The sequence below is a fragment of the Streptomyces sp. V4I8 genome (assembly GCF_041261225.1).
In the GTDB taxonomy this organism is placed as follows: domain Bacteria; phylum Actinomycetota; class Actinomycetes; order Streptomycetales; family Streptomycetaceae; genus Streptomyces.
This window is the reverse complement of sequence record NZ_JBGCCN010000001.1, coordinates 4131915-4158127: the sequence shown is the minus strand read 5'-3', so window position 1 is coordinate 4158127 and position 26213 is coordinate 4131915. Positions and strand designations below refer to the sequence as shown.

Genomic DNA, 26213 nt, shown 5'->3' with positions numbered 1-26213 from the left:
CCTGCTATCGGCCTGAACGGCCTCGTCCTCAATCACCGGACGGGCTGAAATTCGGGGACCGGTGTCACAGGAGTGACGGCACCTCGGTCGCCGAGACCTCGCGCGCCGCCCGCTCCAGCGCACTGGCCAGCAGCGCCAGGTCCGTGGGCCCGTTGCCCAGCTCGCGGACCGGGCGGCGGGCCGGCGGATCGCCCATGCGGTGCCACTCCAGCGGTACGACCGTGGGCCGCAGCGTCGCCGTCCGCGGGATACGCCCCGTGACCCGGCCGCCCTGGAACGGCACCGCTCTGCCGTCCGCCCGGGTCAGCCGTCCGCGCCCCGGAGCCGGTTCGTCCGGGCCCGGCGCCACCGCGTCCAGCGTCACCCGCAGCGTCGCCCGTCGTGCTGGCTCCGACTCCGCCGTACGGCCCCCGATCCCCGCGGCGGCCACCAGATGCACCCCGAGCCGCTCGCCCTCCCGGGCCACGGCCTCCAGTGCGCGTATCACCGAGCCCGCGGCGGGCCTGCCCGTCGAGCCCAGCGCGGGCGAGACCAGCGCGTCCAGGTCGTCCACGACCACCACGAGCCGGGGCAGCGGCGGCACGGCCTCCGCCTCGGCCTGCCGACGGGCCGCCCCCGGCCGCAGCCGGATCGTGGAACTGGGCGGCGATTCCAGATCCCCCGTGAAGTCACCGGCCCCGGAACCGGTGCCATGCCCGGCGCCGCCCCCCGCCGCGCGCTGCGCGACCACCCGGCCCGACAGCGCACGACCGGTGTGCCACTCGGCGAAGTCGGACCGCCCGAGCAGCTCGGCGCGACGCTTCAGCTCGGCGCTGAGCGACTGGGCGAACTCCCGCATACGGACCGGGTCGTTGGCGGTGAGGTGGGTGGTGACATGGGGGACGTCCGTGCAGACCCGCAGCCCGTCACCGTGCCCGCCGGCCGCGCCGACGCCGTCCCGGCCGTCGATCAGCACGACGCCCAGCCGGTCCGGCCGCTCGGCCGCGGCGAGCGACGCGACGACGGCCCGCAGCAGCTCCGTACGCCCGCTGCCGGGCGGTCCCTCGATCAGCAGGTGCGGTCCGTCGGCGCCCAGGTCCGCGCCGACCGGCCCGCGCGGCCCGGCCCCGAGCACGGCACACGCCCGCCCGCCGAGAGCCTCCGGGTCGTCGGCCGCGTCGGCCCACCGCGCCATCAGCGACGCCGGGGTGGCCCGGGCCAGTCCCAGCTCGTCCAGCAGCCGCGCCGCCTGCGGCAACGGCACGGACACGCGCGCGTGCCGCTCTCCGCCGGTCCCCTCCGTACGCAACGGCGCCAGCGCCCGCGCGAACCGCTCCGCCCAGGCGAGGGAGACGGCGTCCACGGCGGCCACCGTGCCGTGCCCGACGGGACCGTGGGTGGGCGTGGGAGCGGGGGCGGCGGAAGCCGTGGGGCCCTGCCCTGCGGCGCCGGGTCCGGCCGGGCTGTGGTCGGCCGGGCCGTGTGCGCCTGAGCCGGGGCGTTGTGTCGTGCCGTGATCCGCGGAAGCGCGGCCGCCAGGGCCCCGACCGGGGGCACCCGTCCGGGACGCGTCCACCGCGTGCGGGTCGGCCTCCGGCCCGCTCCCGGCCAGAGCGACCGCCGGGACCGCCCCGGCCCGAGCCACCCGCACCAGGCGCAGCGCCGTCGCCACATCACCGCTGAGCAGCCCGACCGCCCCGCACTCCCGGAACGCGGGCGCCACCGTGCACGCCGCTTCGTAGGTCTCCGTCACCGGCGACGCGGGCGAGGCCGCGGCCGTCTCGGCGAGGCACACGACGTGGATGCCGGCCCGCGGACCCTCCAGCGCCAGCCGCGCCACCGCCTCGCGCAGGTCGGCGCCGCCCGGGTCGCCGTCCACGACGACCACCGTGTACGGACCCGCGAATCCGTCCGCCACCCCGTCGGCGGGGGCGTCGTCCCGCGCCCAGGAGGGCCGACGGACGGCACGCTGGGCCCCCGACCGGCCGTCTGTGACGGCGACGGGCGTCTGAGCGGACTTCCCCCCGGCGACCCCCGCGCCCCCGGCACTCCCGGCGTTTCCGTCCCCCGTCTCCGCCGTCAGGTCCTCCAGACGCCGCAGCAACTCCTCCGTGCGGGCCGTCGCCTGTTCGCGGTCGTAGGCCAGCAGCAGGCGGCAGTCCTGGCCGTGCCCCGGGCGGACATGCGGGAGCCAGCCCAGCCACGCCCACTCGGCGGTGCGCTCCTCCAGGGGGCGGGAGCGGTCCGCGCTGATCAGGACCGTCTCCAGAACGTCGGGCGAGTGCAGCGCGGCGAGCTGGGCGATCACCGCGCGGGCCAGCCCGGCGAGCCGCTCGCGCGGACCGGCCAGACCCAGCGCCCCGACCTCACGCAGATCGGCGGTCACCGGTACCGCGGGCAGCAGCCCCGAGCCGTCGGGGGCCGCACGGTCGGCCGTGCCGAGCCGCACGGTCAGCGCCTCCGGGTGACCGGGTGCGCGCTCCCACAGCCGGGGGCCGGGGCCCAGGGCCGTCAGCAGCAGTGACGCCGGGTCCGGCCAGGTCTCCGGCAACCGGGAGCGGTTGGCCGCCGAGGGGAGACCGGTCGTCTCGGTCGGCGGCACGTCCTCGTCATCGTCGTACGGTGCGCGTCCGTCCGCCCCCTGCTCGCCGCGTCCGCCGGCCAGCCGCCGCGCCCATGCCGTGAGCCCGCCGCGCCTGCGCACGCCCGGCGGCACGTCGGTGCCCCGCAGCGGGGTGCCCTTGCGGCTACTGCCAGCGCCGCCGTCCTCGTGCCCCCGGCCCTCGTCGTCGTAACGCCCGTCGAGCGCGCCCACACCGAAACCCGCGCCGTGGGTGTCACCCGCGCGCGGTCCCGGCAGCGGCCCCCCGGGCCTGCCGTCCCGCTCGATCCGCGGTGCCCCGCCCTGGACCGGCACGCCGGGCGGCTCGACGGGGCCGTGGTCCCGAGTGGCCGAACGGCTTCCCGGGGGCGTGGTCACGTCGCCGCCGTCCGCCACGCGCGCGTGGGGCACCGGAGCCGGCCCGGTGCCCCCGGGCGCCGCAGGGTGACCGTCGCGGTGCGGGACGGCCGCACCGTCCGCTCCCCGGTCCCGGTGGTCGCGGGCGGGCACGCGCGTGTGCCCTTCCCCGTCCGGCTCGGTCCGCACCCGTGCGCCCGGGCCCCCGGCCGGAGCCAGCCGCAGTGCCGACTCACCGATCCGCAGCAGCGCCCCCGGCGCGAAGCGCACCGGGCTGGTGGTCACACGCGTGCCGTCCAGCGTCGTGCCGTTAGTCGAGCCGAGGTCGGCGACCGAGACGCGGCCGTCGGCGGCGACCGTGACCGCGCAGTGCAGCCGGGAGACGTCCGGGTCGTCGAGCGGCACGTCGGCCTCGGCGGAGCGGCCGATGCGGATCTCGCCGCCGTGCAGGAGATGCACCCCGCCCGCGTCCGGGCCGGCCACGACCTGGAGCTGGGTCGGGGCGTCGTCCAGCTCGGGGTGAGGTTCGGGCGCCGGCGGGGCGCCCAGGGACAGCACCGCGCCGTCTATCAGCGGCGGCTCGCCGAGAGTGCTGCGCCGGTCGTCGAGCCGCTCCGCGTCCGCGTACAGCACGACCGGGCCGTCGCCTCCGGACACCGCCGAGGCGAGCGCCGACGCCACCGCGGCCAGGGCCGTGCCCGCGGGCGCCGTGACCAGCACGTCGCAGCTCGCGGCGCGGCCTCGCGCCGGGGCGGGCGGGGCCAGCGGGTCTACGACGGTCAGCCGGATCTGCATCGGCGTCAGCGGTCCCTTCTGCGAGGGCGCGGCAACTCCCCACCCCACCCGAGCACATCGGCCAGTACTCCACGTACTGCACGCATCCTCGCACCTGCCACTGACAGCCCGCCCCCCGCCCGAAGGCAAGTGATCTTGATTGGTCGGCTCTGCCCGCAAAAGTGCCTGACAAGTGCACTGCCGGCGATCAGTTGAGATCGCTCACTTCCGCTTGCGGCAACCACGGGACAGAGCCGAGCGTCTTTCCTTCGAACATGTACGGGAAGCCGTACGTAAGACGCACAGAACGACGACAGGCCGGTGCCCCGGGGGACGGCACTACAGTGGATCGGAACGTAGGCAAGCAGCAGGGAGCGCGACGTGCGGCCGGTAGGCAGCAAGTACTTCCTCGAGGAGCCGCTCGGGCGCGGCGCCACGGGGACCGTCTGGCGAGCCCGCCAGCGGGAGACCGCAGGCGCCGAGGCGGCCGTGCAGGGGCAGCCCGGCGAGACCGTCGCGATCAAGGTCCTCAAGGAGGAACTCGCCAGCGACGCGGACATCGTCATGCGGTTCCTGCGGGAGCGCTCCGTCCTGCTCCGCCTGACCCACCCGAACATCGTCCGGGTCCGTGACCTGGTCGTCGAGGGTGAGCTGCTGGCGCTGGTCATGGACCTCGTCGACGGCCCTGACCTGCACCGCTACCTGCGCGAGAACGGCCCCTTCACCCCGGTCGCCGCCGCCCTGCTCACCGCGCAGATCGCCGACGCCCTCGCCGCGAGCCACGCCGACGGCGTCGTCCACCGCGACCTGAAGCCCGCCAACGTCCTGCTCCAGCAGAACGGCGGCCAGATGCACCCGATGCTGACCGACTTCGGCATCGCCCGCCTCGCCGACTCCCCGGGCCTGACCCGCACCCACGAGTTCGTCGGCACGCCCGCGTACATCGCCCCCGAGTCCGCCGAGGGCCGCCCGCAGACCTCCGCGGTCGACATCTACGGCGCCGGCATCCTCCTCTACGAGCTGGTCACCGGCCGTCCCCCGTTCGGCGGCGGTTCCGCCCTGGAAGTCCTGCACCAGCACCTCAGCGCCGAGCCGCGCCGCCCGTCCACGGTCCCCGACCCGCTCTGGACGGTCATAGAGCGCTGCCTGCGCAAGAGCCCCGACGAACGGCCCAGCGCCGAGAACCTCGCCCGTGGTCTGCGCGTCGTCGCCGAGGGCATCGGCGTGCACGCGAACTCCGCGCAGATCGCCGCCGCCGAGGGCGTCGCCGCACTGCTCGTCCCCGACCCCGCCCCGGCCACCGTGCCCGGCTCGGCCGACCCCACCCAGGTGCTGCCGCACGGCGCGGCGCCGGGGGCCTACGACCCGAACGGCGCGACCAGCGTCCTGCCGCACACCGGTGGCGGCGGCCCGGCGGGTGCCGCCGACCCCACGGCCGTCATGCCGTCGATGCCACCGGGGCCTCCCGGCCAGCAGTCCGGTCAGCCCGGTCAGCCCGGCCCCGAGGAGCCGCACCCGTGGCAGAACCAGCTGCGTGCCGCCCGGGACCGCAACGAGCAGACGCAGGTCCAGTACCTCGACCCCAACCAGGACCCGCTGCGCCGGCGCCCGCAACGCCAGGTCGCCCGCCCGCAGCAGCAGCCTCAGCAGCCGCCGCATCCTCAGCAGCAGCGGCCCCCGCAGGGCCGCGGGCAGCAGGGCTACGGCCACCCGCAGCAGCACCAGCCGCAGCAGTACGCCCCACCGCGCCAGCCGCAGCAGCCCCAGCGGTACGCTCCGCCGCCCACGCCGGAGCCGCAGCGGCCGCAGCGCGAGCCGCGTCCGCCGCGGCAGCGCAGCGCCAACCCGATGCGGATCCCCGGACTCGGCTGCCTCAAGGGCTGCCTGTTCACGATCATCATCCTCTTCGTCGCGGGCTGGCTGGTCTGGGAGCTGAGCCCGTTGCAGGACTGGATCGGCACGGGCAAGGGCTACTGGGACCAGCTCAGCGACTGGTTCAGCACCGTGACCGGGTGGATCGGGGACCTGGGCGGGGGTTCGGGCGGAGGCTCGGGCACCAACTGACCGCCGTCGGCGCCGCGCTGACCAGTTTGATTCTTTGTCGACATCTGGCGGGTGATTTCCGCCTCCCTGGTGAAGGTTGGGTTGCCGGGCGCGTAGTTTTGTCGACCGGGGGTCGCGACACACGCGTCGGTAGGAGCAGTCTTGGCACGGAAGATCGGCAGCCGGTACACCGCCAACCAGATCCTGGGGCGGGGCAGCGCCGGCACGGTGTGGCTGGGCGAGGGGCCCGAGGGGCCCGTCGCCATCAAGCTGCTGCGCGAGGATCTCGCGTCCGACCAGGAACTCGTCGGACGCTTCGTGCAGGAGCGCACGGCGCTGCTCGGCCTGGAGCACCCGAACGTCGTCTCCGTACGCGACCTGGTGGTCGACGGCAACGACCTCGCGCTGGTGATGGACCTCGTCCGGGGCACCGACCTGCGCACCCGGCTCGACCGTGACCGGCGGCTCTCGCCCGAGGCGGCGGTGGCGATCGTGGCGGACATCGCCGACGGGCTGGCGGCCGCGCACGCCGCCGGGGTCGTGCACCGGGACGTGAAGCCGGAGAACGTGCTGCTGGACATGCAGGGCCCGCTGGGGCCGGGCGGCTCCCACCCGGCCTTGCTGACGGACTTCGGTGTGGCCAAACTCATCGACTCACCGCGCCGTACCCGCGCGACGAAGATCATCGGCACGCCCGACTATCTGGCGCCGGAGATCGTGGAGGGCCTGCCCCCTCGGGCGGCGGTCGACATCTACGCCCTCGCCACGGTCCTGTACGAGCTGCTGGCGGGCTTCACGCCGTTCGGCGGCGGCCACCCCGGAGCGGTCCTGCGCCGCCATGTCACGGAGACGGTGGCGCCGCTGCCCGGCATCCCCGACGAGCTGTGGCAGCTGATCATCCAGTGCCTCGCGAAGGCGCCGGCCTCGCGGCTGCGGGCGTCGGAGCTGGGGGTGCGGCTGCGGGAGCTGCTGCCGCTGGTGGCCGGGATGCCGCCGCTGGACGTGGACGAGCCGGATGCGGAGTCCGCGGAGGACGAGGCTCCGGCCGCGGAGGAAGCGAAGCCGGCCGGGGAGCGGGTGCGCCGCCGGGGTGCGGTGCCGTTGGTGCCGGGGGCGAAGCCGGCCGACTCCAACCGGGACACGCATACGTCGATGAGGGTGCCGGGGCCCGACGAGCTGGCCGGGGGTGCGCGGGGTACGGCTCGGGTGCCGCGGGCGGCCGGGGCGCCGCGGCCGGGGTCGGCGCGGCATCGGGCGGTGGCCCGGCGTCGGCGGGTGGTGCTCGGGGCGGCCGCGGTGGCGCTGGTCGCGGCGGCGGGTGTGGGGACGTGGCTGGCGACCTCGGGGGACGACGCGGACGCGACCCCGCAGGACACGAACAACTCGGCACCGGCAGTGCCCTGACCTCCCTCGCCCCCGCCGCCCCTATCCGTCCCATCCCTTGAAGGGGCGCTGCCCCTTCGACCCCGCCAGGGGGCTGCCGCCCCCTGGACCCCCGCTGTCGGCCTTCGGCCTCGTCCTCGAACGCCGGACGGGCTGAGTAGCCGGCCCAGGACGCCCGGGCATCGCCGCTTGGCGGAGCCGTTACGCTGGAGGCGTGGCAGTCGTCGATGTATCCGAAGAGCTCAAGTCCCTCTCCTCGACCATGGAGTCGATCGAGGCCGTTCTGGACCTCGACAAGCTGAGGGCAGACATCGCCGTGCTCGAGGAGCAGGCGGCCGCGCCGTCCCTGTGGGACAACCCGGACGAGGCGCAGAAGATCACCAGCAAGCTGTCCCATCTCCAGGCGGAGGTGAGGAAGGCCGAGGCCCTCCGCGGTCGTATCGACGACCTCGGCGTTCTCTTCGAGATGGCAGAGGAGGAGGACGACCCGGACACCCGTGCCGAGGCCGAGTCCGAGCTCGCCGCCGTCCGCAAGGCGCTGGACGAGATGGAGGTGCGGACGCTTCTCAGCGGTGAGTACGACGCCCGTGAGGCGCTCGTCAACATCCGTGCCGAGGCCGGCGGCGTCGACGCGGCCGACTTCGCCGAGAAGCTGCAGCGGATGTACCTGCGCTGGGCGGAGCAGAAGGGCTACAAGACCGAGATCTACGAGACGTCGTACGCCGAAGAGGCCGGCATCAAGTCGACCACGTTCGCCGTGCAGGCGCCGTACGCCTACGGGACCCTCTCCGTCGAGCAGGGCACGCACCGGCTCGTGCGTATCTCGCCCTTCGACAACCAGGGCAGGCGGCAGACCTCCTTCGCGGGCGTCGAGATCCTCCCCGTGGTCGAGCAGACCGACCACATCGAGATCGACGAGTCCGAGCTGCGGGTGGACGTGTACCGGTCGTCCGGCCCCGGCGGTCAGGGCGTGAACACCACCGACTCCGCGGTGCGACTCACCCACCTCCCCACCGGCATCGTCGTCTCCTGCCAGAACGAGCGGTCGCAGATCCAGAACAAGGCGACCGCGATGAACGTCCTCCAGGCCAAGCTGCTCGAGCGGCGCCGCCAGGAGGAGCAGGAGAAGATGAACGCCCTCAAGGGCGACGGCGGCAACTCCTGGGGCAACCAGATGCGGTCGTACGTGGTGCACCCGTACCAGATGGTCAAGGACCTGCGCACCGAGTTCGAAGTCGGCAACCCCGAGGCCGTGTTCAACGGTGAGATCGACGGTTTCCTCGAGGCCGGTATTCGCTGGCGCAAGCAGCAAGAGAAGTAATTTTGTCGACAAGGCAACTGCCGCCCTCCCGGCGGCAGTTGCCTTTTCTGTGCCTGCATGTCTGGGTTTTACATCACACTCACAGGCTCCAACCCCTGGCATAGCCCCCGTATTTGGACATGGCGCATGTAAACGGCCTTGACGTGTCTTTGAAAAATGGGAAGGGTAAAGCGTGGCATGCGTATCTCTGGGGCGCATGTGAACCGGGGGGCTTGAGTTCAGTACTACCCCCGTCGATCACGGCCCCCGAGCGCCGCCTCACTGACGATTCAGCTACTGGGGGTAGCAACCACATGACGAAGAAGACGCGGATCCGTATCGCGCGCCTCGCGGCCGGCGCCGTGATCGCGGCCGGTGCCTCGCTGACCGCTGCGGGTGCCGCATCTGCTGCCGAGGCGGAGCCGGGCGAGGACTGCATCATCGGCATCCTCTGCCTGGGCGAGAACCCGACCGACCCGCCGGTTCCCACCGACCCGCCGACCGACATCCCCACGGACATCCCGACCGACCCGGGTACCCCGACCGAGGACCCCACGGTTCCGACGGACCCGACCGTGGAGCCGACCGAGCCGCAGGACCCCACCGACCCGACCACCGACCCGACCGACCCGGGTGACGACGGGAACGGCAACGGGAACGGAAACGGCAACGGGAACGGGAACGGCAACAACGGCGGCGGTAACGACAACACCGACCCCGACGGTGGCACGTCCCCGCAGGAGGAGGGCTCCTCCTCCCTGACGGACACCGGCACCGAGACGACCGGTACCGGCACGGGTACCAGCACGTCTGCCCAGGGCGGCGGTGACGAGCTCGCCGAGACCGGTGCCGCTCAGACCACGTTCCTGCTGGTCGGCGCCGCCACGATGATCGCCGGCGGCATCGGCTTCCGCATCCTGCCGCGCCTCGTGAGCGGCCGTGGCGGTGCGGCTGCCTGACGGTAGCCGGTCGTTTACGCTGTGTGATTCACGCCATACGGCCGAGGGGCCCGGAGCGCGTTCTGCTCCGGGCCCCTCGTCGTGTCCGCGGATCCGCGTACGGGTGCGGGCGTCCGACCTATGCGGTCTGGTGCGCCAGCAGTGCCACCGCCGCGATCAGCACCGCCAGCAGGGCGATCAGCGTCATCGGGTTCAGACCCGCGAACGGGTTCTCCTGCTGCAGCCGCTCTCGGTTCGCCCGGCACACGGGGCAGCGGCCCTCACTCACGGGCGCGGCACAGTTCGCGCACACCAGCCGGTCGTACGTCATGCGCCACCCTCCTAGCGTGTTCCCTCCGGGGGTTCAACGGGTTGGGCCCCGCTAATGTTCCCCCCTCCACTGTGCCAGCTTCCTTCGGAAAGGGCTCGGGCGCTTTCGGAGGGGTGGTTGCCATTGTCTCGCGGCTGCGGGTCGTGTGTGGCTGGTCGCGCAGTTCCCCGCGCCCCTCAGGGGCGCCTGCCCCACCGCCCGTCAAGCAGCGAACCCCGTACAAAAGTACACAAGGGGCGCGCAACCCTCCTGGTGACTGCGCCCCCACCCCCGGTTCGCGTATGGTCCCCCTCATCTACCCCCGGCGACCCGTGGTGCATCCGTGATCCGATTCGACAACGTCTCCAAGGTCTACCCCAAGCAGAACCGCCCCGCACTCAGGGATGTGTCCCTGGAAGTGGAGAAGGGCGAGTTCGTGTTCCTCGTGGGGTCCTCGGGCTCCGGAAAGTCCACCTTCCTGCGGCTGATCCTCCGCGAGGAGCGGTGCAGTCACGGGCAGGTGCACGTTCTGGGCAAGGACCTCGCGCGCCTCTCCAACTGGAAGGTGCCGCAGATGCGCCGCCAGCTGGGGACGGTGTTCCAGGACTTCCGGCTGCTGCCGAACAAGACGGTCGCGGAGAACGTGGCCTTCGCGCAGGAGGTCATCGGCAAGTCCCGCGGCGAGATCCGCAAGTCCGTCCCGCAGGTGCTCGACCTCGTCGGGCTGGGCGGGAAGGAGGACCGGATGCCCGGTGAGCTGTCCGGTGGTGAGCAGCAGCGGGTGGCGATCGCGCGCGCGTTCGTCAACCGGCCCAAGCTGCTGATCGCGGACGAGCCCACGGGCAACCTCGACCCGCAGACCTCCGTCGGCATCATGAAGCTGCTCGACCGGATCAACCGGACCGGTACGACGGTCGTGATGGCCACACACGATCAGAACATCGTGGACCAGATGCGCAAGCGCGTCATCGAGCTGGAGAAGGGCCGCCTCGTCCGCGACCAGGCGCGCGGCGTCTACGGCTACCAGCACTGACCCCCGTAGAAGTTCGGAAAGGCCTGAAGAAGCCGCCATGCGCGCCCAGTTCGTACTCTCCGAGATCGGTGTCGGTCTCCGCCGCAATCTGACGATGACCTTCGCCGTCGTCGTCTCCGTCGCCCTGTCGCTCGCCCTGTTCGGCGGGTCGCTCCTGATGAGCGACCAGGTCAGCACCATGAAGGGTTACTGGTACGACAAGGTCAACGTCTCGGTCTTCCTCTGCAACAAGGCCGACGCCGAGTCCGACCCCAACTGCGCCAAGGGCGCGGTCACCGAGGACCAGAAGAAGCAGATCCTCGCCGACCTGGGCAAGATGACGGTCGTCGACAAGGTGACGTACGAGTCGCAGGACCAGGCGTACAAGCACTACAAGGAGCAGTTCGGCGACTCCCCGCTGGCCGCCTCGCTCACGCCGGACCAGATGCAGGAGTCGTACCGGATCAAGCTGAAGGATCCCGAGAAGTACCAGGTCGTCGCGACCGCCTTCAACGGGCGGGACGGCGTGCAGTCCGTGCAGGACCAGAAGGGCATCCTGGACAACCTCTTCAAGCTGCTCAACGGCATGAACTGGGCGGCACGCGCGGTGATGGCGCTGATGCTCGTCGTCGCGCTGATGCTGATCGTCAACACGGTGCGCGTCTCGGCGTTCAGCCGTCGGCGGGAGACCGGGATCATGCGCCTGGTCGGTGCCTCGGGCTTCTACATCCAGGCGCCGTTCATCATGGAGGCCGCGGTCGCCGGGCTCATCGGCGGGACGGTGGCCTGTGCGTTCCTGGTGATCGCGCGGTACTTCCTCATCGATCACGGCCTTGCCCTGGCCGACCAGCTGACCTTGGTCAACTTCATCGGCTGGGAAGCCGTGTTGACCAAGCTCCCGCTCATCCTCGCGACGAGCCTGCTGATGCCCGCGCTGGCAGCGTTCTTCGCGCTGCGCAAGTATCTGAAGGTGTGACCAACGCCAAGGGGGCCGTACGGGCAACGGACCGTACGGCCCCCTCGCGTTGTCCTAGACTCACCCGCATGTCAGGTCGTGACCTGTTCTGTCAGCCCCGCCGCTTCGGCCGCGGGGCCGCCCTGACATTGGCGTTCGCGAGCGTGCTCGTCGCCGGTGCCGCGACGGGTTCCCTGCCCGGCCCCGACCGGAAATCCCCGGCCGACGCGGCCGGTTCGGCCGCACCCGCGGGCCGGCACGTGGACGTCGCCGCGGCGGCCGCCGAGGCCATGGCCGCGGGCAAGTCCCCCATGGAGGCCGCCGAACGCGCGGTCAGCCGCAGCGGGGACCGCTGGGGCGCCGTCTACTCCCGGGGCGAGTACGAGGAGTTCGAGGAGGCCCTCGACGGCGAGTACACCGGCGTCGGGCTGTGGGCCCGGCGCGAGCGGGACGGCCGTATCGAGGTGACGAAGGTGGGGGCCGGCTCGCCCGCGGCCACCGCCGGGATCCGGGCCGGCGACCTGCTGCGCAGCGTCGACGGAAAGAAGGTCGACGGGCGTCCCGTCACCGAGGTCGTCTCCTTACTGCGGGGCGACGCGAAGGACGCGCCGGCCGGTACGCCGGTGAAGGTGGGCCTGGAGCGCGGCACGCGCGCGTGGGACCTCACTCTGCGCCGGGCCAGGCTGTCCACCGACTCGGTCACCGTTCGAGAACTCGCCGGCGGTGTCACCGTCATCAGGATCGCCTCCTTCACCAAGGGCTCCGGCGACGCGGTCCGCGAGGCCGTACAGCGGGCCCCGGCCGCCACCGGGGTCGTCCTCGATCTGCGGGGCAACTCCGGCGGCCTGGTCATCGAGGCCGTCACCGCGGCCTCCGCCTTCCTCGACGGCGGCCTCGTCGCCACCTACGACGTCGACGGCGACCAGCGCGCCCTGCACGCCGAGCCCGGCGGCGACACCGGCAGACCCCTGGTCGCCCTCGTCGACGGCGGCACGATGAGCGCGGCCGAGCTGCTCACCGGTGCCCTGCAGGACCGCGGCCGCGCGGTCGTCGTGGGCTCCCGCACCTTCGGCAAGGGCTCGGTCCAGATGCCGAGCCGCCTCCCCGACGGCTCCGTCGCCGAGCTGACCGTCGGGCACTACCGCACCCCCTCCGGCCGCACCGTCGACGGCACGGGCATCACGCCCGACCTGGAGGCCGACCGGGGCGTCCTGGAGCGGGCCGAGACGGTCCTCAGCGGACTCGGCGACTCGTAGCCGACTTGTAGCGACTCGTGGCGACGCGTAAATCGGCTTTCCCCGCACCCCCTCCCTAGTGCGAAAATGGACGGCACTATGAGCAAGGGAATGTACGTACCGAAGGAGTCCCAGCCCAAGCAGGGCGGGGCGGCGGCCGCGAAGGCCAGGGACGGCGAGAAGGGCGGCAAGCGCAAGATCGTCGCCCAGAACAAGAAGGCCCGGCACGACTACGCGATCATCGACACGTTCGAGGCGGGCCTGGTGCTCATGGGCACCGAGGTCAAGTCGCTGCGCGAGGGCCGGACGTCACTGGCCGACGGCTTCGTCCAGATCGACCGGGGCGAGGCGTGGCTGCACAACGCCCACATCCCCGAGTATCACCAGGGCAGCTGGACCAACCACTCCGCGCGCCGCAAGCGCAAGCTCCTCCTGCACCGCGAGGAGATCGACAAGCTGGAGGCCAAGTCCCAGGAGACGGGTCACACGATCGTGCCCCTGGCCCTGTACTTCAAGGACGGCCGCGCGAAGGCCGAGATCGCTCTCGCGCGAGGCAAGAAGGAGTACGACAAGCGCCAGACCTTGCGGGAGAAGCAGGACCGGCGGGAGTCCGACCGGGCGATCGCGGCGGCGAAGCGGCGGCAGCGCGGCGTCTGACGGGCGGGAATACAGTGGCATCGGCGTGCGTTGGTCACGTACGATGGCACCAACACCGGCCAGGCCGGTGGGCGCATTGAAAAATCAACATGGGGATGATCGGTTTCGACAGCGGCTGTTGAAACAGGGGAAGCGTGTCGAGGAAGCGGCAATGATCTCGTAAACCATATGTCGCAAAAAATAATCGCCAACACCAAGCGCGATTCCTTCGCCCTCGCTGCCTAAGTAGCGACTTGCGAAGTGTCAGCCCGGGGCTGTTCCCGACCCGGATCCTGGCATCAGCTAGGGAACTAAACCTTGATCCCGGTCACGGGGTGAAGAGGGAAACCAAACAGTGACTGGGCCCGTCGGCGACTTGTTCGCGTGATCGCCGGGGCCGAGAAAATCACAGCGGACTGCACACGGAGAAGCCCTGATTCTGCACCGTTGGACGCGGGTTCGATTCCCGCCATCTCCACGATCGGGAGGTTTCCGAACCTCCCACCCATGTGGGCAGAGGCCCCGCCGCCTTCGGGCAGCGGGGCCTTTGTCTTGCCGCACCCCGGTCGTCCCATGGTGGCTGGGTCGTCCCACGGTGGCTGGTGATCTGTGACGCCGCTGTGACCGGAGCTGTGGCTTCCGCCACAGCCTGAGGGTGCGCCCCCTGGTGAGGTGGGCAGATGCCTACCGCCTCGCGCACCGTTCCTACCGCCTCGCGCACCGTTCCTACCGCCTCGCGCACCGTTCCTACCGCCTCGCGCACCGTTCCTACCGCCTCGCGCACCGTTCCTACCGCCTCGCGCACTGTTCCCGTCGCCGTCGCCGGTGTTCTGCTGCTGGCCGCGTGTGGTTCCCAGAGCGCCTCGCAGGGCGAGGACACGGCGCGGGGTCGCGGCGCGGGGGCCCCGGTCAGCGCCGCCCCGCTCTGCCCGTCGGACTACTCGCAGTACGGCAGCCCGCCGCCGACCGCCGGGGCCGAACCGTCCGTGACCCCTTCCGGTACGCCGACGCCGCTTCCCCTGCCCTCCCTCGCCGGTCCGGGCGAGCAGGGCGTGAAGGTCACCGGACTGTATGCCTGGGGGCCGGAGAGCGGCTGCGCGGCCGACTTCTCCGCCGAGTTCGAGATCACCAACAGCGGTAGGAGGGCGGCCACTTACACGGTGACCTTCGGGTTCCTCTCGGCGTCCGGCGGCGCGGTCGACAACGTCGAGCAGACCGTCGCGGCCGTCGGGCCGGGGCGGACCGTCAAGGGGACCGTCGCCATGACGGAGGCGGCCGCGCACGCACCCGACGTGTCGGGCATCGAGGTGATCAAGGTGCGCAGCGTTCCCGTCGACGAGGCGTCGTCCGCCTCGGGGGAGTGCCCCGCGTCCGGGGTGCACGTCTACGCGGACCAGGGGGACGCGGCCATGGGCCTGCGCGTCGTCGGCCTTCACCTCGTCAACTGCGGCACCAGGACCTATGAGCTCAACGGCTACCCGGAGCTCGAACTCCTCGACGCGGACCACGACTCCGTGGACGGTGTGCGGATCCTCCGGGGGACCGACCGGATCAGCCCCGCCGCCGGTGGGGGCGGCAGCCCGCAGCCCCTCGCTCTGCGGCCGGGTGAGGCCGCTCAGTCGACGCTGGCCTGGCGGAACACCACAGGGTTCGGCGATGCGGTGAACGCGCCGTACGTCCGCGTCCGGGCGAAGCCCGGTGCCGACCCCGTGATCGTGCAGCCGGAACTGGACCTCGGGACGACCGGACAGCTCGGCGTCGGGCCGTGGAAGAAGGACGAGACGTTCCGAGCGGACAACACCCCCACGGGGAGGCCGATGGCCCCGTCCACCGTCCCTCCGACGTTGCCCGCTCTGTGAGCCGCCGCCCCCGGTGACCGGTTTTCCTGGTCGCCCGTTCGCCGCCGACACCGGATGAACCACCATGGCGGGTAAGCCCGTTGTGGTGTCCCGCTCCATATCGACGGGTCGTTCAGGCTTCTACGGTCCCTCCGCATGACACAGACCAGAGCCGCAAGCCGTCACATCGTCATCGGGGCGACCCTTCTCCTCGCCTTGATCGCCGCCTTCCTCACGCCGGGCAGAGCCGCGGCCGCCTCGCTCCAGGAGGTGACCGGGTTCGGCTCCAACCCCGGAGCGCTGCGCATGTTCCGGTACGTCCCCGACGGACTGCCCGCCGGCCGGCCCGTGGTCGTCGCGCTGCACGGGTGCACACAGAACGCCTCCGGATACGGCACCGGCAGCGGATGGCTCCAGCTCGCCGACCGCTGGGGTTTCTCCGTCGTACTGCCGCAGCAGCAGACCGCCAACAGCGCCTCGTCCTGCTTCAACTGGTTCCAGAACGGTGACCTCGCCCGCGGCCAGGGCGAGGCCGCGTCCGTCGCGCAGATGGTCGACCGGCAGCTCGCCGACACCTCCGGGGACGCGTCGCGCGTTCATGTCACCGGGCTGTCCGCCGGGGGCGGGATGGCCGCCGTGATGATGGCGGCGTACCCGGAGAGGTTCGCGTCGGGCGGGATCGTCGCCGGGCTGCCGTACGGGTGTGCGCAGGCCGCCGGATCGCCGTGGGTGTGCATGTACGTCGGGGCGACGCAGACGGCGAAGCAGTGGGGGGACCGGGTGCGCGCCGCCCGGCCCGGGTATGCCGGACCCTGGCCCATGCTCGTCGCCTTCCAGGGCACGGCCGACCACACCGTGCAGCCCGTCAACATGACCGACCTGATGAGGCAGTGGACCGAGGTGCACGGGGCCGATCAGGTCGCCGACGTGAGTGACTCCGTCGCCGGGTATCCGCACCAGGTCTTCCGGGACGCGGGCGGGCGTGCGGTCGTGGAGACGTACAGCGTCACCGGGATGGGGCACGGGCAGCCCGTCGATCCGGGGAGCGGGAGCGAGCAGTGCGGGAGCGCCGGCGCGTATGTCCTGGACGTGAATCTGTGCGCGGCGTACCGGATGGGGCGGGCCTGGGGGCTGGGCTGAGCCGGCCGCGGGACCGGAGGTGCTCTGTTGCCGCGGGCGGTTGTCCGGGATGCTGCTGAAGCATGAGCGGACCCGTGGGAAGTTCCGGGAGATGCATCAACTCCCGTAGACGCATGTGGATTTGGCCCGTCGCCGTGGCGCTCGTCGCCGCCGTCCTGGGGCCCGGCGCGCAGGCCGGTGCGGACTCCGACCGTACCGGCCTGCCGGAGGCCATCGACACCGTCCTGGGCGATGCGCGGATGGAGGGCGGGGTGGCGAGCGTCGTGGTCGCGGACGCCGGCACCGGTGAGCTCCTCTACCAGCATCTGCCCTCGACCCGGCTGATGCCCGCCTCCAACACCAAGCTCGCCACCTCGGCGGCGGCCATGGAGATCCTCGGGCCGCAGTACCGGTTCACCACCGATGTGCTGACCACCGGGCGACAGCACGGCACCGTGCTGCGCGGCGACCTGTATCTGCGCGGCACCGGGGACCCGACCCTGCTCGCCGACGACTACGGCGACCTGGCCGCCCGCCTCGCGGCGGCGGGCGTGCGGCGGGTGGACGGGCGGCTGATCGCCGACGACACCCGGTTCGACAGCGTGCGGCTCGGGCGTTCCTGGGCCGCCGACGACGAGTCCTCCTACTACTCCGCGCAGATCAGCGCGTTGAGCGTGGCGCCGGACACCGACTACGACACGGGCACGGTGATCGTCATGGTCGCGCCGGGGGAGGAGGCCGGTGACGAACCGGTCGTCACCGTCACCCCCGACACCGACTACGTCGACATCGACGTACGGGCCACGACCGTCGCCGCCGGCGGGGCGAACAACCTCACCGTCGAGCGGGAGCACGGCACCAACACCGTCGTGGTCAGCGGCACGACCCCCGTCGGCGGCGCCGGCGCCAAGGAGTGGGTCACCGTGTGGGAGCCCACCGGGTACGCCGCCGCCGTCTTCCGGGACGCGCTCGCGCAGCACGGGATCAGGGTGAGCGGCCCCACGCGGCTCGGGCGGCAGACACCCGGTACGGCCGTGCGGCTGGCGTCCCACACGTCCATGCCGCTCAGGGACCTGCTGGTCCCGTTCATGAAGCTGTCCAACAACATGCACGCCGAGATCCTCACCAAGGCGATGGGGTACGAGGTCTCGCGGCAGGGGAGCTGGGACGCCGGACTGGCCGCGATCAGCGGCTACCTCAAGGGCGTGGGCGTCGACGCCGGGAAGGCACGGCAGGTCGACGGTTCCGGGCTGTCCCGGATGAACAACTTCTCCGCCGGGCAGCTCCTCGACCTGCTCCTGGCCGTGCGCGCCGAGCCCTGGTACGCCGACTGGTACCGCGCACTGCCCGTCGCCTGCGCCCCCGACCGGTTCGTCGGCGGCACCCTGCGCACGCGGATGTGCGGGACGCCCGCCGCCCTCAACGCCCGCGCCAAGACAGGGTCGTTGACCGGGGCATCGGCTCTCTCCGGGTACGTCACCGACGCCGACGGGCGCGAGCTCGTCTACGGCATCGTCCTCAACAACTATCTGGCCTCGTCCGTGAAGGCCCTGGAGGACGCCATCGTGGTGACGCTGGCCAGGTCGACCGCCGAGGCCGCGGTGCCCGCCGCCACCCTCAGGAGCGGCGCGAGCGCCGACGTCGAGTGCTCGTGGCGCAAGCCGCTTTCGTGCTGAGACGTGGTGCTGGGGGCGCGGTGCGGCGCCGCTACTTGAAGGCGTGGACGTTGCGCCGCGCCCACCCCGCGAAGGTGCCGGCCGGGCGGCCGAGGACCTTCTCGACGTCGGGGCTGACCCGCTGCTCGGCGGGGAGCGGCTCGCCGAGGATGTCGAGCGTGCCCTCGATCACGGGCTCGGGCATAAACCGCGCCATGTGCTCGCGCGCCTGCTCACGGGTCAGCTCCACGTAGCCCACCTCCTCGCCGATCGCCTCGGAGAGCGCCGCCGCCTGCTCGCGCGGGGTGACGGCGGCGGGCCCGGTCAGCTCGTACGTCCGTCCCGAGTGGCCCTCGCCGCGCAGGGCCACGGCGGCGACCTCGGCGATGTCCGCCGGGTCCACGACCGGCAGCGCCACGTCGGCGAACGGGGCGATCACGGTGCGCCGGGTGCGGACGGTCTCGCTCCAGGCATAGGCGTTGGAGGCGAAGCCGCCCGGGCGCAGGATCGTCCAGTCGAGGCCCGAGGAGCGTACGGCCTCCTCGAACTCCCGCAGTCGGACATGTGAGGCGGCTTCCGGGCGGGTGCCGTTGATCTGCGAGGAGAGCAGCACGACCCGCCGCACGCCGGCCTCCTCGGCGGCCGCCGGCACTTCGACGGCGGGTGCGCTACCGCCGAGCAACTCCCCGGCCGGCAGGACGAACAGGGCGTCCGCGCCGTCCAGGGCGGGGCCCAGCGTCGCGGGATCGGCGAGGTCGGCGCGCACATGCCGCGCTCCCTCCGGGAGGTCGTAGCGGAGGGGGCTGCGGGACACGGCCGTCACCTTCTCACCCGCGAGGGCGAGGGCCTCGACGAGCGGGCGGCCGACGTTTCCGGAGGCTCCGGTCACAACGATCACAGAAAACTCCCAAAGTCATTGATTGAGGGTGGAGTTGGGCGATGTCTGTGACGCTAGCATCCTCCGTATAGTAGGTACCTAGAGGAAAGTGACTTCCCTGGGAGGAGCCGAATGGGCAGCGGTAGCACCCGCGTCACGGGCGGGCAGGTCGACTCGCAGCAGGCGTGTCCCGTCGCCCCGGTCGTCGACCTCGTCTTCAGCCGCTGGACGACGCCGATCCTGTGGACGCTGAACGAGTTCGGCCGGCAGCGGTTCGTCGAACTCCAGCGCAACATCGGCACGATCACGCCTAAGGTCCTCACCCAGCGGCTGCGTCAGATGGAGCGCGACGGTCTGGTCGTACGCACGTACCACCCCGAGGTGCCACCCCGAGTCGAGTACGAGATCAGCGCCCTCGGCCGCAGCCTGGCCCCGATCTTCGCCCACCTCGCCGACTGGTCCACGGAGAACCTGCCGAAAGTCGAGGAGGCCAGGCGGGAGTTCGATGCGGCGGGCGGCCACTCGTAGCTGTCCGTTGTCGGGGACGCCCCAGCATGGGCGGTCACGAGGAGCAGAAACCGACTGTTGTCATGCGGCTGATCCGGCTGTTGCCGGAACGAGCGGCGCGGCACGCGAGGAGGTGGCTGCTCTGGTGGCGCTCAGCAGGTAGCCGGATGTCCCCACACGGCCTGGGGACATGCGACAGGCTCCTGATGAGCCGGGCCCTGCTCGGAGTTGGCGCTCCGAGCTGGGTTCCACCTGCTCCTGCTGGAACGGGCGGCGCGACAGCTCCACTACAGCACAGCACCCCCCACCGGGCACCACGATCACCCACAGTTCACGCCACCGCCCGCCGCCCCGTGCTCCCTCTCTCCGTCATCCTCGGCGCCAGCAATGTCGCCTCCGGAACCCTCTTCCCGCCCAGCTTCCCCATCAGCAGCTCCACCGCCCGCGCCCCCACCTCCGCGGCAGGCAAGGCGATCGACGTCACCGGCACCCGCAGCGACGCGGCGAGTTCGTCCGGGCAGATCGCGGTGACCGACAGGTCGGCCGGCACCCGTAGGCCCAGCTCCTCGAACGCGTCGATCAGCGGCTCCAGGATCGCCTCGTTGTGGACGACGACCCCCGTCAAGGCGGGCTGCTCCCGCAGCAGTTGCCCGGCGACCGCGCGTGCCGCCGCGGGCGAGGCCTCGCAGGGGTGGACGGAGGAGGTGAGCCGGCCCCGGTCGGCGGCGGCCGTGAAGCCCCGGACCACCCGCTGGGCGAACGCCGTCCCCCGTACGTACACCTCCGGGGGCGACCCCACGAGTGCCACCACCCGGTGGCCGAGCCGCGCCAAGTGCTCCACGCAGGCCTCGCCCGCCGCCTTGAAGTCGAGGTCGATGCAGGTCAGGCCCTCCGAATCGGCCGGGAAGCCGATCACCACCGACGGCCGGTCCAGGCCGGGTAAGAGCGCTGTCCGTGGATCGTTCAGCTGCACGTCCATGACGATCAGCCCGTCCACCGGGGCCGTGTCCAGGGCCCGCCGCAGCCCCTCCTCGCCCTCCTCCTGGGTCAGCAGCAGCACGTCATGGTCGTGGCGCCGCGCCGTCGTCACCACCGACACCGCGAACTGCATCGCCACCGGCACATCGATGCCCGGCCGCAGCGGCACCAGCAGCGCCAGCACGTTCGACCTGCCGCCGGCCAGGGCGCGGGCGCCGGCGTGCGGGCGGTAGCCGAGCAGGCGGACGGACTCCTCGACGCGGCGCCGGGTCTCCTCGGAGATCGGGCGTTTGCCGCTCAGCGTGTACGACACGGTGCTGGGGGAGACCCCGGCGTGCCGCGCCACATCCGTGATCTTCACCATCAGCCCAGCTCCAGGGAGAGAAACCCGGTCCCCGCCTGCGCCCGGACCTCCCGCTCGCCCGCCGCCAGCCCCCAGGGCGCGGCAGGGACAGCGCAGGACGCCCGCAGCGTGTCCCCCTCCCGTACGACCGTGAAGACCACGTCCCCGACCCGCACCGTCCGCTGTGCGCCCCGCTCCAGCCCGTACGCCCGCAGCGTCACCCCGTCGGCATGGTCGTAGTCGGGCCGGTCGTCCACCGCGCCCACCGGGATCACCGCACCCGGCCGGACCAGCAGCGGCACGCTGGTGAAGTCGTGCTGCTCGCGCACCCAGCGCGGGCCGGTCACCGTCCGCCCGTCGAGGAAGTGGGTCCAGGTGCCCTCGGGGACGTAGTACGTCACCTCCCCCTCGTCGCTGAAGACGGGGGCCACCAGCAGGTCCGGTCCGAGCATGTACTGCCGCTCCAGATGCGCGCACCCGGGGTCGTCCGGGAACTCCAGCACCATCGCCCGCATCATCGGCACGCCCTCGGTGTGGGCGGTGCGGGCGGCCTCGTAGAGGTACGGCATCAACCGCAGCTTGAGGCGGGTGAAGTGGCGGGCCACGTCCACCGACTCCTCGTCGAACAGCCACGGCACCCGGTACGACGACGACCCGTGCAGCCGGCTGTGCGAGGACAGCAGCCCGAACGCCAGCCACCGCTTGAACAGCGCGGGGGTCGGCGTGCCCTCGAAGCCGCCGATGTCATGGCTCCAGTACCCGAAGCCGGACAGGCCGAGCGAGAGCCCGCCGCGCAGCGACTCCGCCATCGACTCGTAGGTCGCCTCGCAGTCGCCGCCCCAGTGCACCGGGAACTTCTGGCTGCCCGCCGTCGCCGAGCGCGCGAAGAGCACCGCCTCCTCCTCGCCCCGGTGCTTGCGCAGCACGTCGAAGACGGTCTGGTTGTAGAGGTACGTGTAGTAGTTGTGCATCCGCTCCGGGTCGGAGCCGTCGGACCACGCCACATCCAGCGGCACTCGCTCGCCGAAGTCGGTCTTGAAGCAGTCGACGCCCTGCGCGAGCAGCGCCTCCAGCTTCGCCGCGTACCAGTCGCGGGCGGAGGGAGAGGTGAAGTCGACCAGCGCCATGCCGGGCTGCCACAGGTCCCACTGCCAGACGCTGCCGTCCGGCCGCCTCAGCAGATGGCCGAGTGCCTTGCCCTCCGCGAACAGGGGCGAGCGCTGGGCGATGTACGGGTTGATCCAGACGCAGATCCGCAGGTCCTTCGCCTTCAGCCGGGCCAGCATCCCCGCCGGATCCGGGAAGACGCGCGGGTCCCACTGGAAATCGCACCAGTTGAACTCGCGCATCCAGAAGCAGTCGAAGTGGAAGACCGAGAGCGGCAGTTCGCGCTCCCGCATGCCGTCCACGAACGACGTCACCGTCTCCTCGTCGTACGACGTCGTGAAGGACGTCGACAGCCACAGGCCGAACGACCACGCGGGCGGGAGAGCGGGGCGGCCGGTCAGGGCCGTGTACTTGCGGAGGATGTCCTTCGGGGTCGGGCCGTGGATGACGTAGTACGTCAACTCCTGTGTCTCCGCGCTGAACTGCACCCGGGACACCACCTCCGACGCCACCTCGAAGGAGACCTTGCCCGGGGTGTCGACGAAGACGCCGTAGCCCGCGTCGGTCAGGAAGAACGGCACGTTCTTGTACGCCTGCTCGCTGCAGGTGCCGCCGTCGGCCTGCCAGATGTCGACGACCTGCCCGTTCTTGACCAACGGGCCGAAGCGCTCGCCGAGGCCGTAGACGGACGTACCGACACCGAGGCGCAGCTGCTCGCGCAGATAGTGGCCCCCGCTCGCGTCCCGCATGATGCCCATGCTCTTGGGGCCACTGGAGGTGAGGACGCGGCCGCCGGCCAGGAAGTCGACCTGCCAGGAGCCGGTGCGGGCGACTCGGACCGAGAGCGCGCCGGAGGTGAGGGTCGCGTGCTCGTCGTCGTACGAGATCTGCGCGGCCGTCTCCGCCGACTCGGTGAGCTCGAACTCGGGGCCGCGGGATTGCTCGCCGCTGAAGTGCGTCAGGGTCAGGCCGATGACGTCGGGCATCGGCGTGTGGGCGTTGATCGTCATGACCGGTCCCGTCATCAGGTCGCCGCGCGTGCGGATGGGCCGGGTCGGCGCGTGGATCTCCAGGGCGCCGTCCGACTCCGTGACGTCGAGGACTGCGGCGGGGTGGGCCGCGGTGACGCCTTCGCGCAGCAGCCAGTAGCCGTCGGTGAACTTCATGTGGGGGCCCCTTGCAGCGTCTGGTCCTGTCGAAACGTTTCGATCAAGAGTGTCGAAGCGCTTCGACTGGCGAAGGTATGTGCGCCCTGGAGGTGAGTCAATGGGGCGGCAAGGGAATGGCGCAGCCACTGTTCACCCGCGGCCGGGGGCGGAGTGGGGATCAGCCGCTGGCGAAGGGGTCCGCGCGGGCGTGGATCAGACGTCGTGCCCGGCGGCCCTGCTCGCCGTCGTGGCGGCGAGCGCGATGAGCAGGGCCACGGCCGCCGCCGTGACCGGCACCCCGTAGCCGGCGGTGGGCGAGAGGCGTTCCACCACCCACCCGCCGACCGCGCTGCCGCACGCGATCCCGCCGAGCAGGGCGGTCACCGCGAGGGTCATACCCTCGTTGAGGCGGCCGTCCGGGGTGCGCTGCTGCACCAGTGCCATGTTGGTGATCATGGTCGGGGCCGTGGCCATGCCGGCGACCAGCAGGGCGACGGCCAGGAGCGGGAGCGAGCCGGTCAGGGACGCGGCGAGCAGGGGCAGCGTCAACAGCGCGGTCATCGCCGCTATGCACCAGGGATAGCGGTACTCGGCGGGACCGGAGAGCCGGAGCCGGCCGTACAGCAGGCCCGCCGCACAGGACCCGGCCGCCTGGAGCGCGAGCACCGCCCCCGCCGCCGTACGGTGCCCCTGCGCGTCCGCGAACGCGAGCGTCACGACCTCCGTCGACCCGAACACCGCGCCCATGGCGAGGCAGACGACCAGCAGCGGGGGCATTCCGGGGGCACGGAACGGTGACCGCACGGCCGTACGGGCGCCCTCACCCGTACGGTCCCGGGGTGGCGTCGGCGGTTCGGTCGACCGCTGCGCCGCGAAGGCCAGCACGCCCGTCACCAGGAGCACCACCCCGGCCAGCGTCCCGGCCTCCGGGAAGAACGTCCCGCACAGGAAGGCCGCGAGCACCGGCCCCAGCATGAAGCACAGCTCGTCGGCGGCCTGCTCGAAGGAGTTCGCCGTGTGCAGGGACCCGGGGTCGCCCTTCAGCAGATGGGCCCAGCGGGCGCGGGACATGCCGCCGGTGTTGGGGGTGGTCGCGGTGGCGGCGTACGCGGCGAACAGGGTCCAGGCCGGGGCGTCGTGGCGCACGCACAGCAGCAGCGCGAGGCTGCCCAGCGCGGCGAAGAGCGTGGCGGGCACGGCGACCCGGGCCTGTCCGTACCGGTCGACGAGCCGCGCGGTCCAGGGGGCGACCAGCGCGGTCGCCGCGAGGCCGGTCGCGGTGACCGCGCCGGCGAGGGCGTACGAGCCCCGGCTGCCGGCGATCATCACGACCGCGCTCACGCTGAACATGCCCATGGGGAGGCGGGCGATCAGGTTCGCGAGGGTGAAGGCGCGCGTGCCCGGCCGGGCGAAGAGCCGGCGGTACGGGCCGGGCGGTCGGCTCCGCGTGCGGGCGCCGAAGTCGACGGCGACGAGGGTGTCGGCGGTGACGGTGAGCAAAGGGGCGTCAGGGGTGTTGGAGCTTTTATGGGTGTTATGAGTGTGAGGGGCGTTCAGGGGGTTCAGGGCTTTTCTGGAGGGCGGTTGCGGCATGGATCCACCGTCGCCCGGAGTGGATCACGGGGTCCAACACCTGCTCGGCCCGGATTCACGCACCTGTGTTGTAAGAGCCGCGTGAGTTGTAGGTTCCCCGCATGCCCGCTCCCGCGTCCGTGTCCGCCTCCGCTCCCGCTCACCTCGACCCCCGCCTCCTGCGCGCCTTCCTCGCCGTGGCGGAGGAGCTGCACTTCACGCGCGCCGCGGTGCGGCTGTATGTCGCCCAGCAGGCGCTCAGCCGGGACATACGGCGGCTGGAGCGGGAGTTGGGCGCCGAGCTGTTCGTACGGACGACCCGGCAGGTCACGCTGACGGCCGACGGCGAGCGGCTGGTGCCGTACGCGCGCCGGGCCCTGCAGGCCCAGGACGATCTGCTCGCCGCCTTCGGCCAGGCGCGCGCCCTGCTGGTGGACCTCAACTCCCCGGGCCTGGGCACCCCGCGCCGCGTCCTGCACCGGGCCCGCGAACTCGCCCCCGAGCACGAGCTGATGGCCCGCTACGAGAGCGGTCTGACGGGGGCGGCCGGCGAGATGGCCGCGGGGCGGCTGGACGCGTCCTTCGGCCGGTTCGCGGGGCTGGACCCGGCGCTGCGGGCGGGCCTCGACCATCAGCCGGTCCGCTACGAGCCCATGGCGATCCTGCTCCCCGAGGACCATCCGCTGGCCGAGCTGGACGCGGTGCCGCTCGCCGCGCTCGCGGGCCGGACGGTCTACGCCGGGGCGGGCAACCCCCGTACGCCGGAGTGGACCGATCTCGCGCGCCGGCTGTTCGAGGGGCGGGGCATCGAGCTCGCCGCGCCCGCGCCGCTCGCCGTCGGGGACGAGGAGTTCCAGCGGATCATGGCCAAGACGCGGACCCCGATTCTCGTCGTGGTGGACTTTCCGGCCATGCCGTCGACGGTGCGGCGTCCGCTCGTCGATCCCGTTCCGCTGTCACCCGTGTCACTGGTGTGGCGGAAGGGGCTGGTGCACCCTGGATTCGACGCTCTTCGACGGGCGGCGGCCGAACTTTCGGCCGAGGAGGGGTGGCTGCACAAGCCCGCAAATGGATGGATTCCGGCCATCGATTCGGCCACTTTGGGCCTGCACAATTGACACGTGGCCACCACGAAACCTCCGCGTGCGCTACATTCTTGGCCTGAGCACGTTGTGGTAATGGGGGGCGCTCGGCCGGGTGGGGGCTCGGTACGGCGACGGGTGCTCAGTGTCGCGCGCGCACCCAGAACGGTCCCGTGGGGGGATGTGCGTGCGCGTGAAGAAGTGGCGAGAAGACGCCCAACCGGAGTGGCCCGAGAGCGCGGAGGGCTCCGGAGGCGGTTCTTCCGCGGGGGGTTCCCGGGGTGACACCCAGGCCTTCCCGGCGACCGGGGTGGTCGGTGTGCCTGGTGTGCCCACTCAGGGCCATCGCTCCCGATCCGAAGCAAGGGAGACGGAGATACACCACCGCGGCCGGCACGCGTCCTCGGACGGCGACGAGACAGAGATCCTGAGAAACGGTCCCGGGGCGGCCGCGTCCGCTTCC

19 protein-coding genes and 1 other RNA gene are annotated in these 26213 nt (G+C 72.1%); 14 read left to right on the top strand and 6 right to left on the bottom strand.

What is annotated here, in order from left to right:
- Window positions 1-64: 64 nt before the first annotated feature.
- A complete protein-coding gene (locus ABIE67_RS18905) occupies window positions 65-3733 on the bottom strand; it encodes an FHA domain-containing protein (RefSeq protein ID WP_370268721.1) in 3669 nt (1222 codons plus the stop codon).
- A 360-nt stretch (window positions 3734-4093) separates the two neighbouring features.
- Here ABIE67_RS18905 and ABIE67_RS18900 point away from each other — a divergent pair, with 360 nt between their 5' ends.
- From ABIE67_RS18900 to ABIE67_RS18885, 4 genes are all read left to right on the top strand, one after another.
- Window positions 4094-5776 carry a serine/threonine-protein kinase gene (locus tag ABIE67_RS18900; RefSeq protein WP_370258942.1) on the top strand — a complete coding sequence of 561 codons (1683 nt, stop codon included), beginning with the start codon at window positions 4094-4096 and terminating at the stop codon, window positions 5774-5776.
- 141 nt (window positions 5777-5917) lie between these two features.
- Window positions 5918-7159: a serine/threonine-protein kinase gene (locus tag ABIE67_RS18895; protein ID WP_370258940.1), complete on the top strand. Its 1242-nt coding sequence runs from the start codon at window positions 5918-5920 to the stop codon at window positions 7157-7159.
- Window positions 7160-7352: 193 nt separating this feature from the next.
- Window positions 7353-8459: a peptide chain release factor 2 gene (prfB, locus tag ABIE67_RS18890; RefSeq protein WP_062721009.1), complete on the top strand. Its 1107-nt coding sequence runs from the start codon at window positions 7353-7355 to the stop codon at window positions 8457-8459.
- 293 nt (window positions 8460-8752) lie between these two features.
- Window positions 8753-9397 (top strand): LPXTG cell wall anchor domain-containing protein, encoded by a 645-nt coding sequence (locus tag ABIE67_RS18885; protein WP_370258938.1) that lies wholly within the window; start codon window positions 8753-8755, stop codon window positions 9395-9397.
- Between the two features lie 118 nt (window positions 9398-9515).
- Here the strand turns inward: ABIE67_RS18885 and ABIE67_RS18880 are convergent, their stop codons facing one another.
- Window positions 9516-9707 carry a hypothetical protein gene (locus tag ABIE67_RS18880; protein ID WP_048586204.1) on the bottom strand — a complete coding sequence of 64 codons (192 nt, stop codon included), beginning with the start codon at window positions 9705-9707 and terminating at the stop codon, window positions 9516-9518.
- A gap of 322 nt (window positions 9708-10029) precedes the next feature.
- On the opposite strand from ABIE67_RS18880, the gene ftsE reads away from it, so the two are divergent.
- From ftsE to dacB, 8 genes are all read left to right on the top strand, one after another.
- The gene (ftsE, locus tag ABIE67_RS18875) at window positions 10030-10719 is read left to right on the top strand and encodes a cell division ATP-binding protein FtsE (RefSeq protein ID WP_030051349.1); all 690 of its coding nucleotides are present in this window, start codon (window positions 10030-10032) and stop codon (window positions 10717-10719) included.
- 37 nt (window positions 10720-10756) lie between these two features.
- Window positions 10757-11674, top strand: a complete 918-nt coding sequence (gene ftsX / locus ABIE67_RS18870; protein ID WP_370258934.1) for a permease-like cell division protein FtsX — start codon at window positions 10757-10759, stop codon at window positions 11672-11674.
- A 68-nt stretch (window positions 11675-11742) separates the two neighbouring features.
- Window positions 11743-12909 carry a S41 family peptidase gene (locus ABIE67_RS18865; protein ID WP_370258929.1) on the top strand — a complete coding sequence of 389 codons (1167 nt, stop codon included), beginning with the start codon at window positions 11743-11745 and terminating at the stop codon, window positions 12907-12909.
- Between the two features lie 90 nt (window positions 12910-12999).
- A complete protein-coding gene (gene smpB, locus ABIE67_RS18860) occupies window positions 13000-13545 on the top strand; it encodes an SsrA-binding protein SmpB (protein WP_370268719.1) in 546 nt (181 codons plus the stop codon).
- Between the two features lie 91 nt (window positions 13546-13636).
- Window positions 13637-14005: a transfer-messenger RNA gene (gene ssrA, locus ABIE67_RS18855) on the top strand.
- A 199-nt stretch (window positions 14006-14204) separates the two neighbouring features.
- The gene (locus ABIE67_RS18850) at window positions 14205-15383 is read left to right on the top strand and encodes a DUF4232 domain-containing protein (RefSeq protein ID WP_370258926.1); all 1179 of its coding nucleotides are present in this window, start codon (window positions 14205-14207) and stop codon (window positions 15381-15383) included.
- Window positions 15384-15518: 135 nt separating this feature from the next.
- Window positions 15519-16502 carry a PHB depolymerase family esterase gene (locus ABIE67_RS18845; protein ID WP_370258924.1) on the top strand — a complete coding sequence of 328 codons (984 nt, stop codon included), beginning with the start codon at window positions 15519-15521 and terminating at the stop codon, window positions 16500-16502.
- A gap of 113 nt (window positions 16503-16615) precedes the next feature.
- A complete protein-coding gene (dacB, locus tag ABIE67_RS18840; protein ID WP_370258922.1) occupies window positions 16616-18157 on the top strand; it encodes a D-alanyl-D-alanine carboxypeptidase/D-alanyl-D-alanine-endopeptidase in 1542 nt (513 codons plus the stop codon).
- A 31-nt stretch (window positions 18158-18188) separates the two neighbouring features.
- Here dacB and ABIE67_RS18835 read toward each other — a convergent pair whose 3' ends face one another.
- Window positions 18189-19034, bottom strand: coding sequence for an SDR family oxidoreductase (locus ABIE67_RS18835; RefSeq protein ID WP_370258920.1), 846 nt, complete (start codon window positions 19032-19034; stop codon window positions 18189-18191).
- Window positions 19035-19145: 111 nt separating this feature from the next.
- Here ABIE67_RS18835 and ABIE67_RS18830 point away from each other — a divergent pair, with 111 nt between their 5' ends.
- On the top strand, window positions 19146-19541 hold the full coding sequence (locus ABIE67_RS18830; protein WP_370258918.1) for a winged helix-turn-helix transcriptional regulator: 396 nt from the start codon (window positions 19146-19148) through the stop codon (window positions 19539-19541).
- A gap of 310 nt (window positions 19542-19851) precedes the next feature.
- Here ABIE67_RS18830 and ABIE67_RS18825 read toward each other — a convergent pair whose 3' ends face one another.
- The 3 genes from ABIE67_RS18825 to ABIE67_RS18815 all read right to left on the bottom strand — a co-directional run bounded on the left by ABIE67_RS18825 (window position 19852) and on the right by ABIE67_RS18815 (window position 24689).
- A complete protein-coding gene (locus tag ABIE67_RS18825; RefSeq protein WP_370258915.1) occupies window positions 19852-20862 on the bottom strand; it encodes a LacI family DNA-binding transcriptional regulator in 1011 nt (336 codons plus the stop codon).
- Window positions 20862-23114, bottom strand: coding sequence for an alpha-xylosidase (gene yicI, locus ABIE67_RS18820; protein WP_370258913.1), 2253 nt, complete (start codon window positions 23112-23114; stop codon window positions 20862-20864). The genes ABIE67_RS18825 and yicI overlap by 1 nt, the downstream gene beginning before the upstream one ends.
- A gap of 195 nt (window positions 23115-23309) precedes the next feature.
- On the bottom strand, window positions 23310-24689 hold the full coding sequence (locus ABIE67_RS18815) for an MFS transporter (RefSeq protein ID WP_370258912.1): 1380 nt from the start codon (window positions 24687-24689) through the stop codon (window positions 23310-23312).
- Window positions 24690-24790: 101 nt separating this feature from the next.
- Here ABIE67_RS18815 and ABIE67_RS18810 point away from each other — a divergent pair, with 101 nt between their 5' ends.
- The gene (locus tag ABIE67_RS18810; protein WP_370258910.1) at window positions 24791-25786 is read left to right on the top strand and encodes a LysR family transcriptional regulator; all 996 of its coding nucleotides are present in this window, start codon (window positions 24791-24793) and stop codon (window positions 25784-25786) included.
- The last annotated feature ends 427 nt before the right edge of the window (window positions 25787-26213 follow it).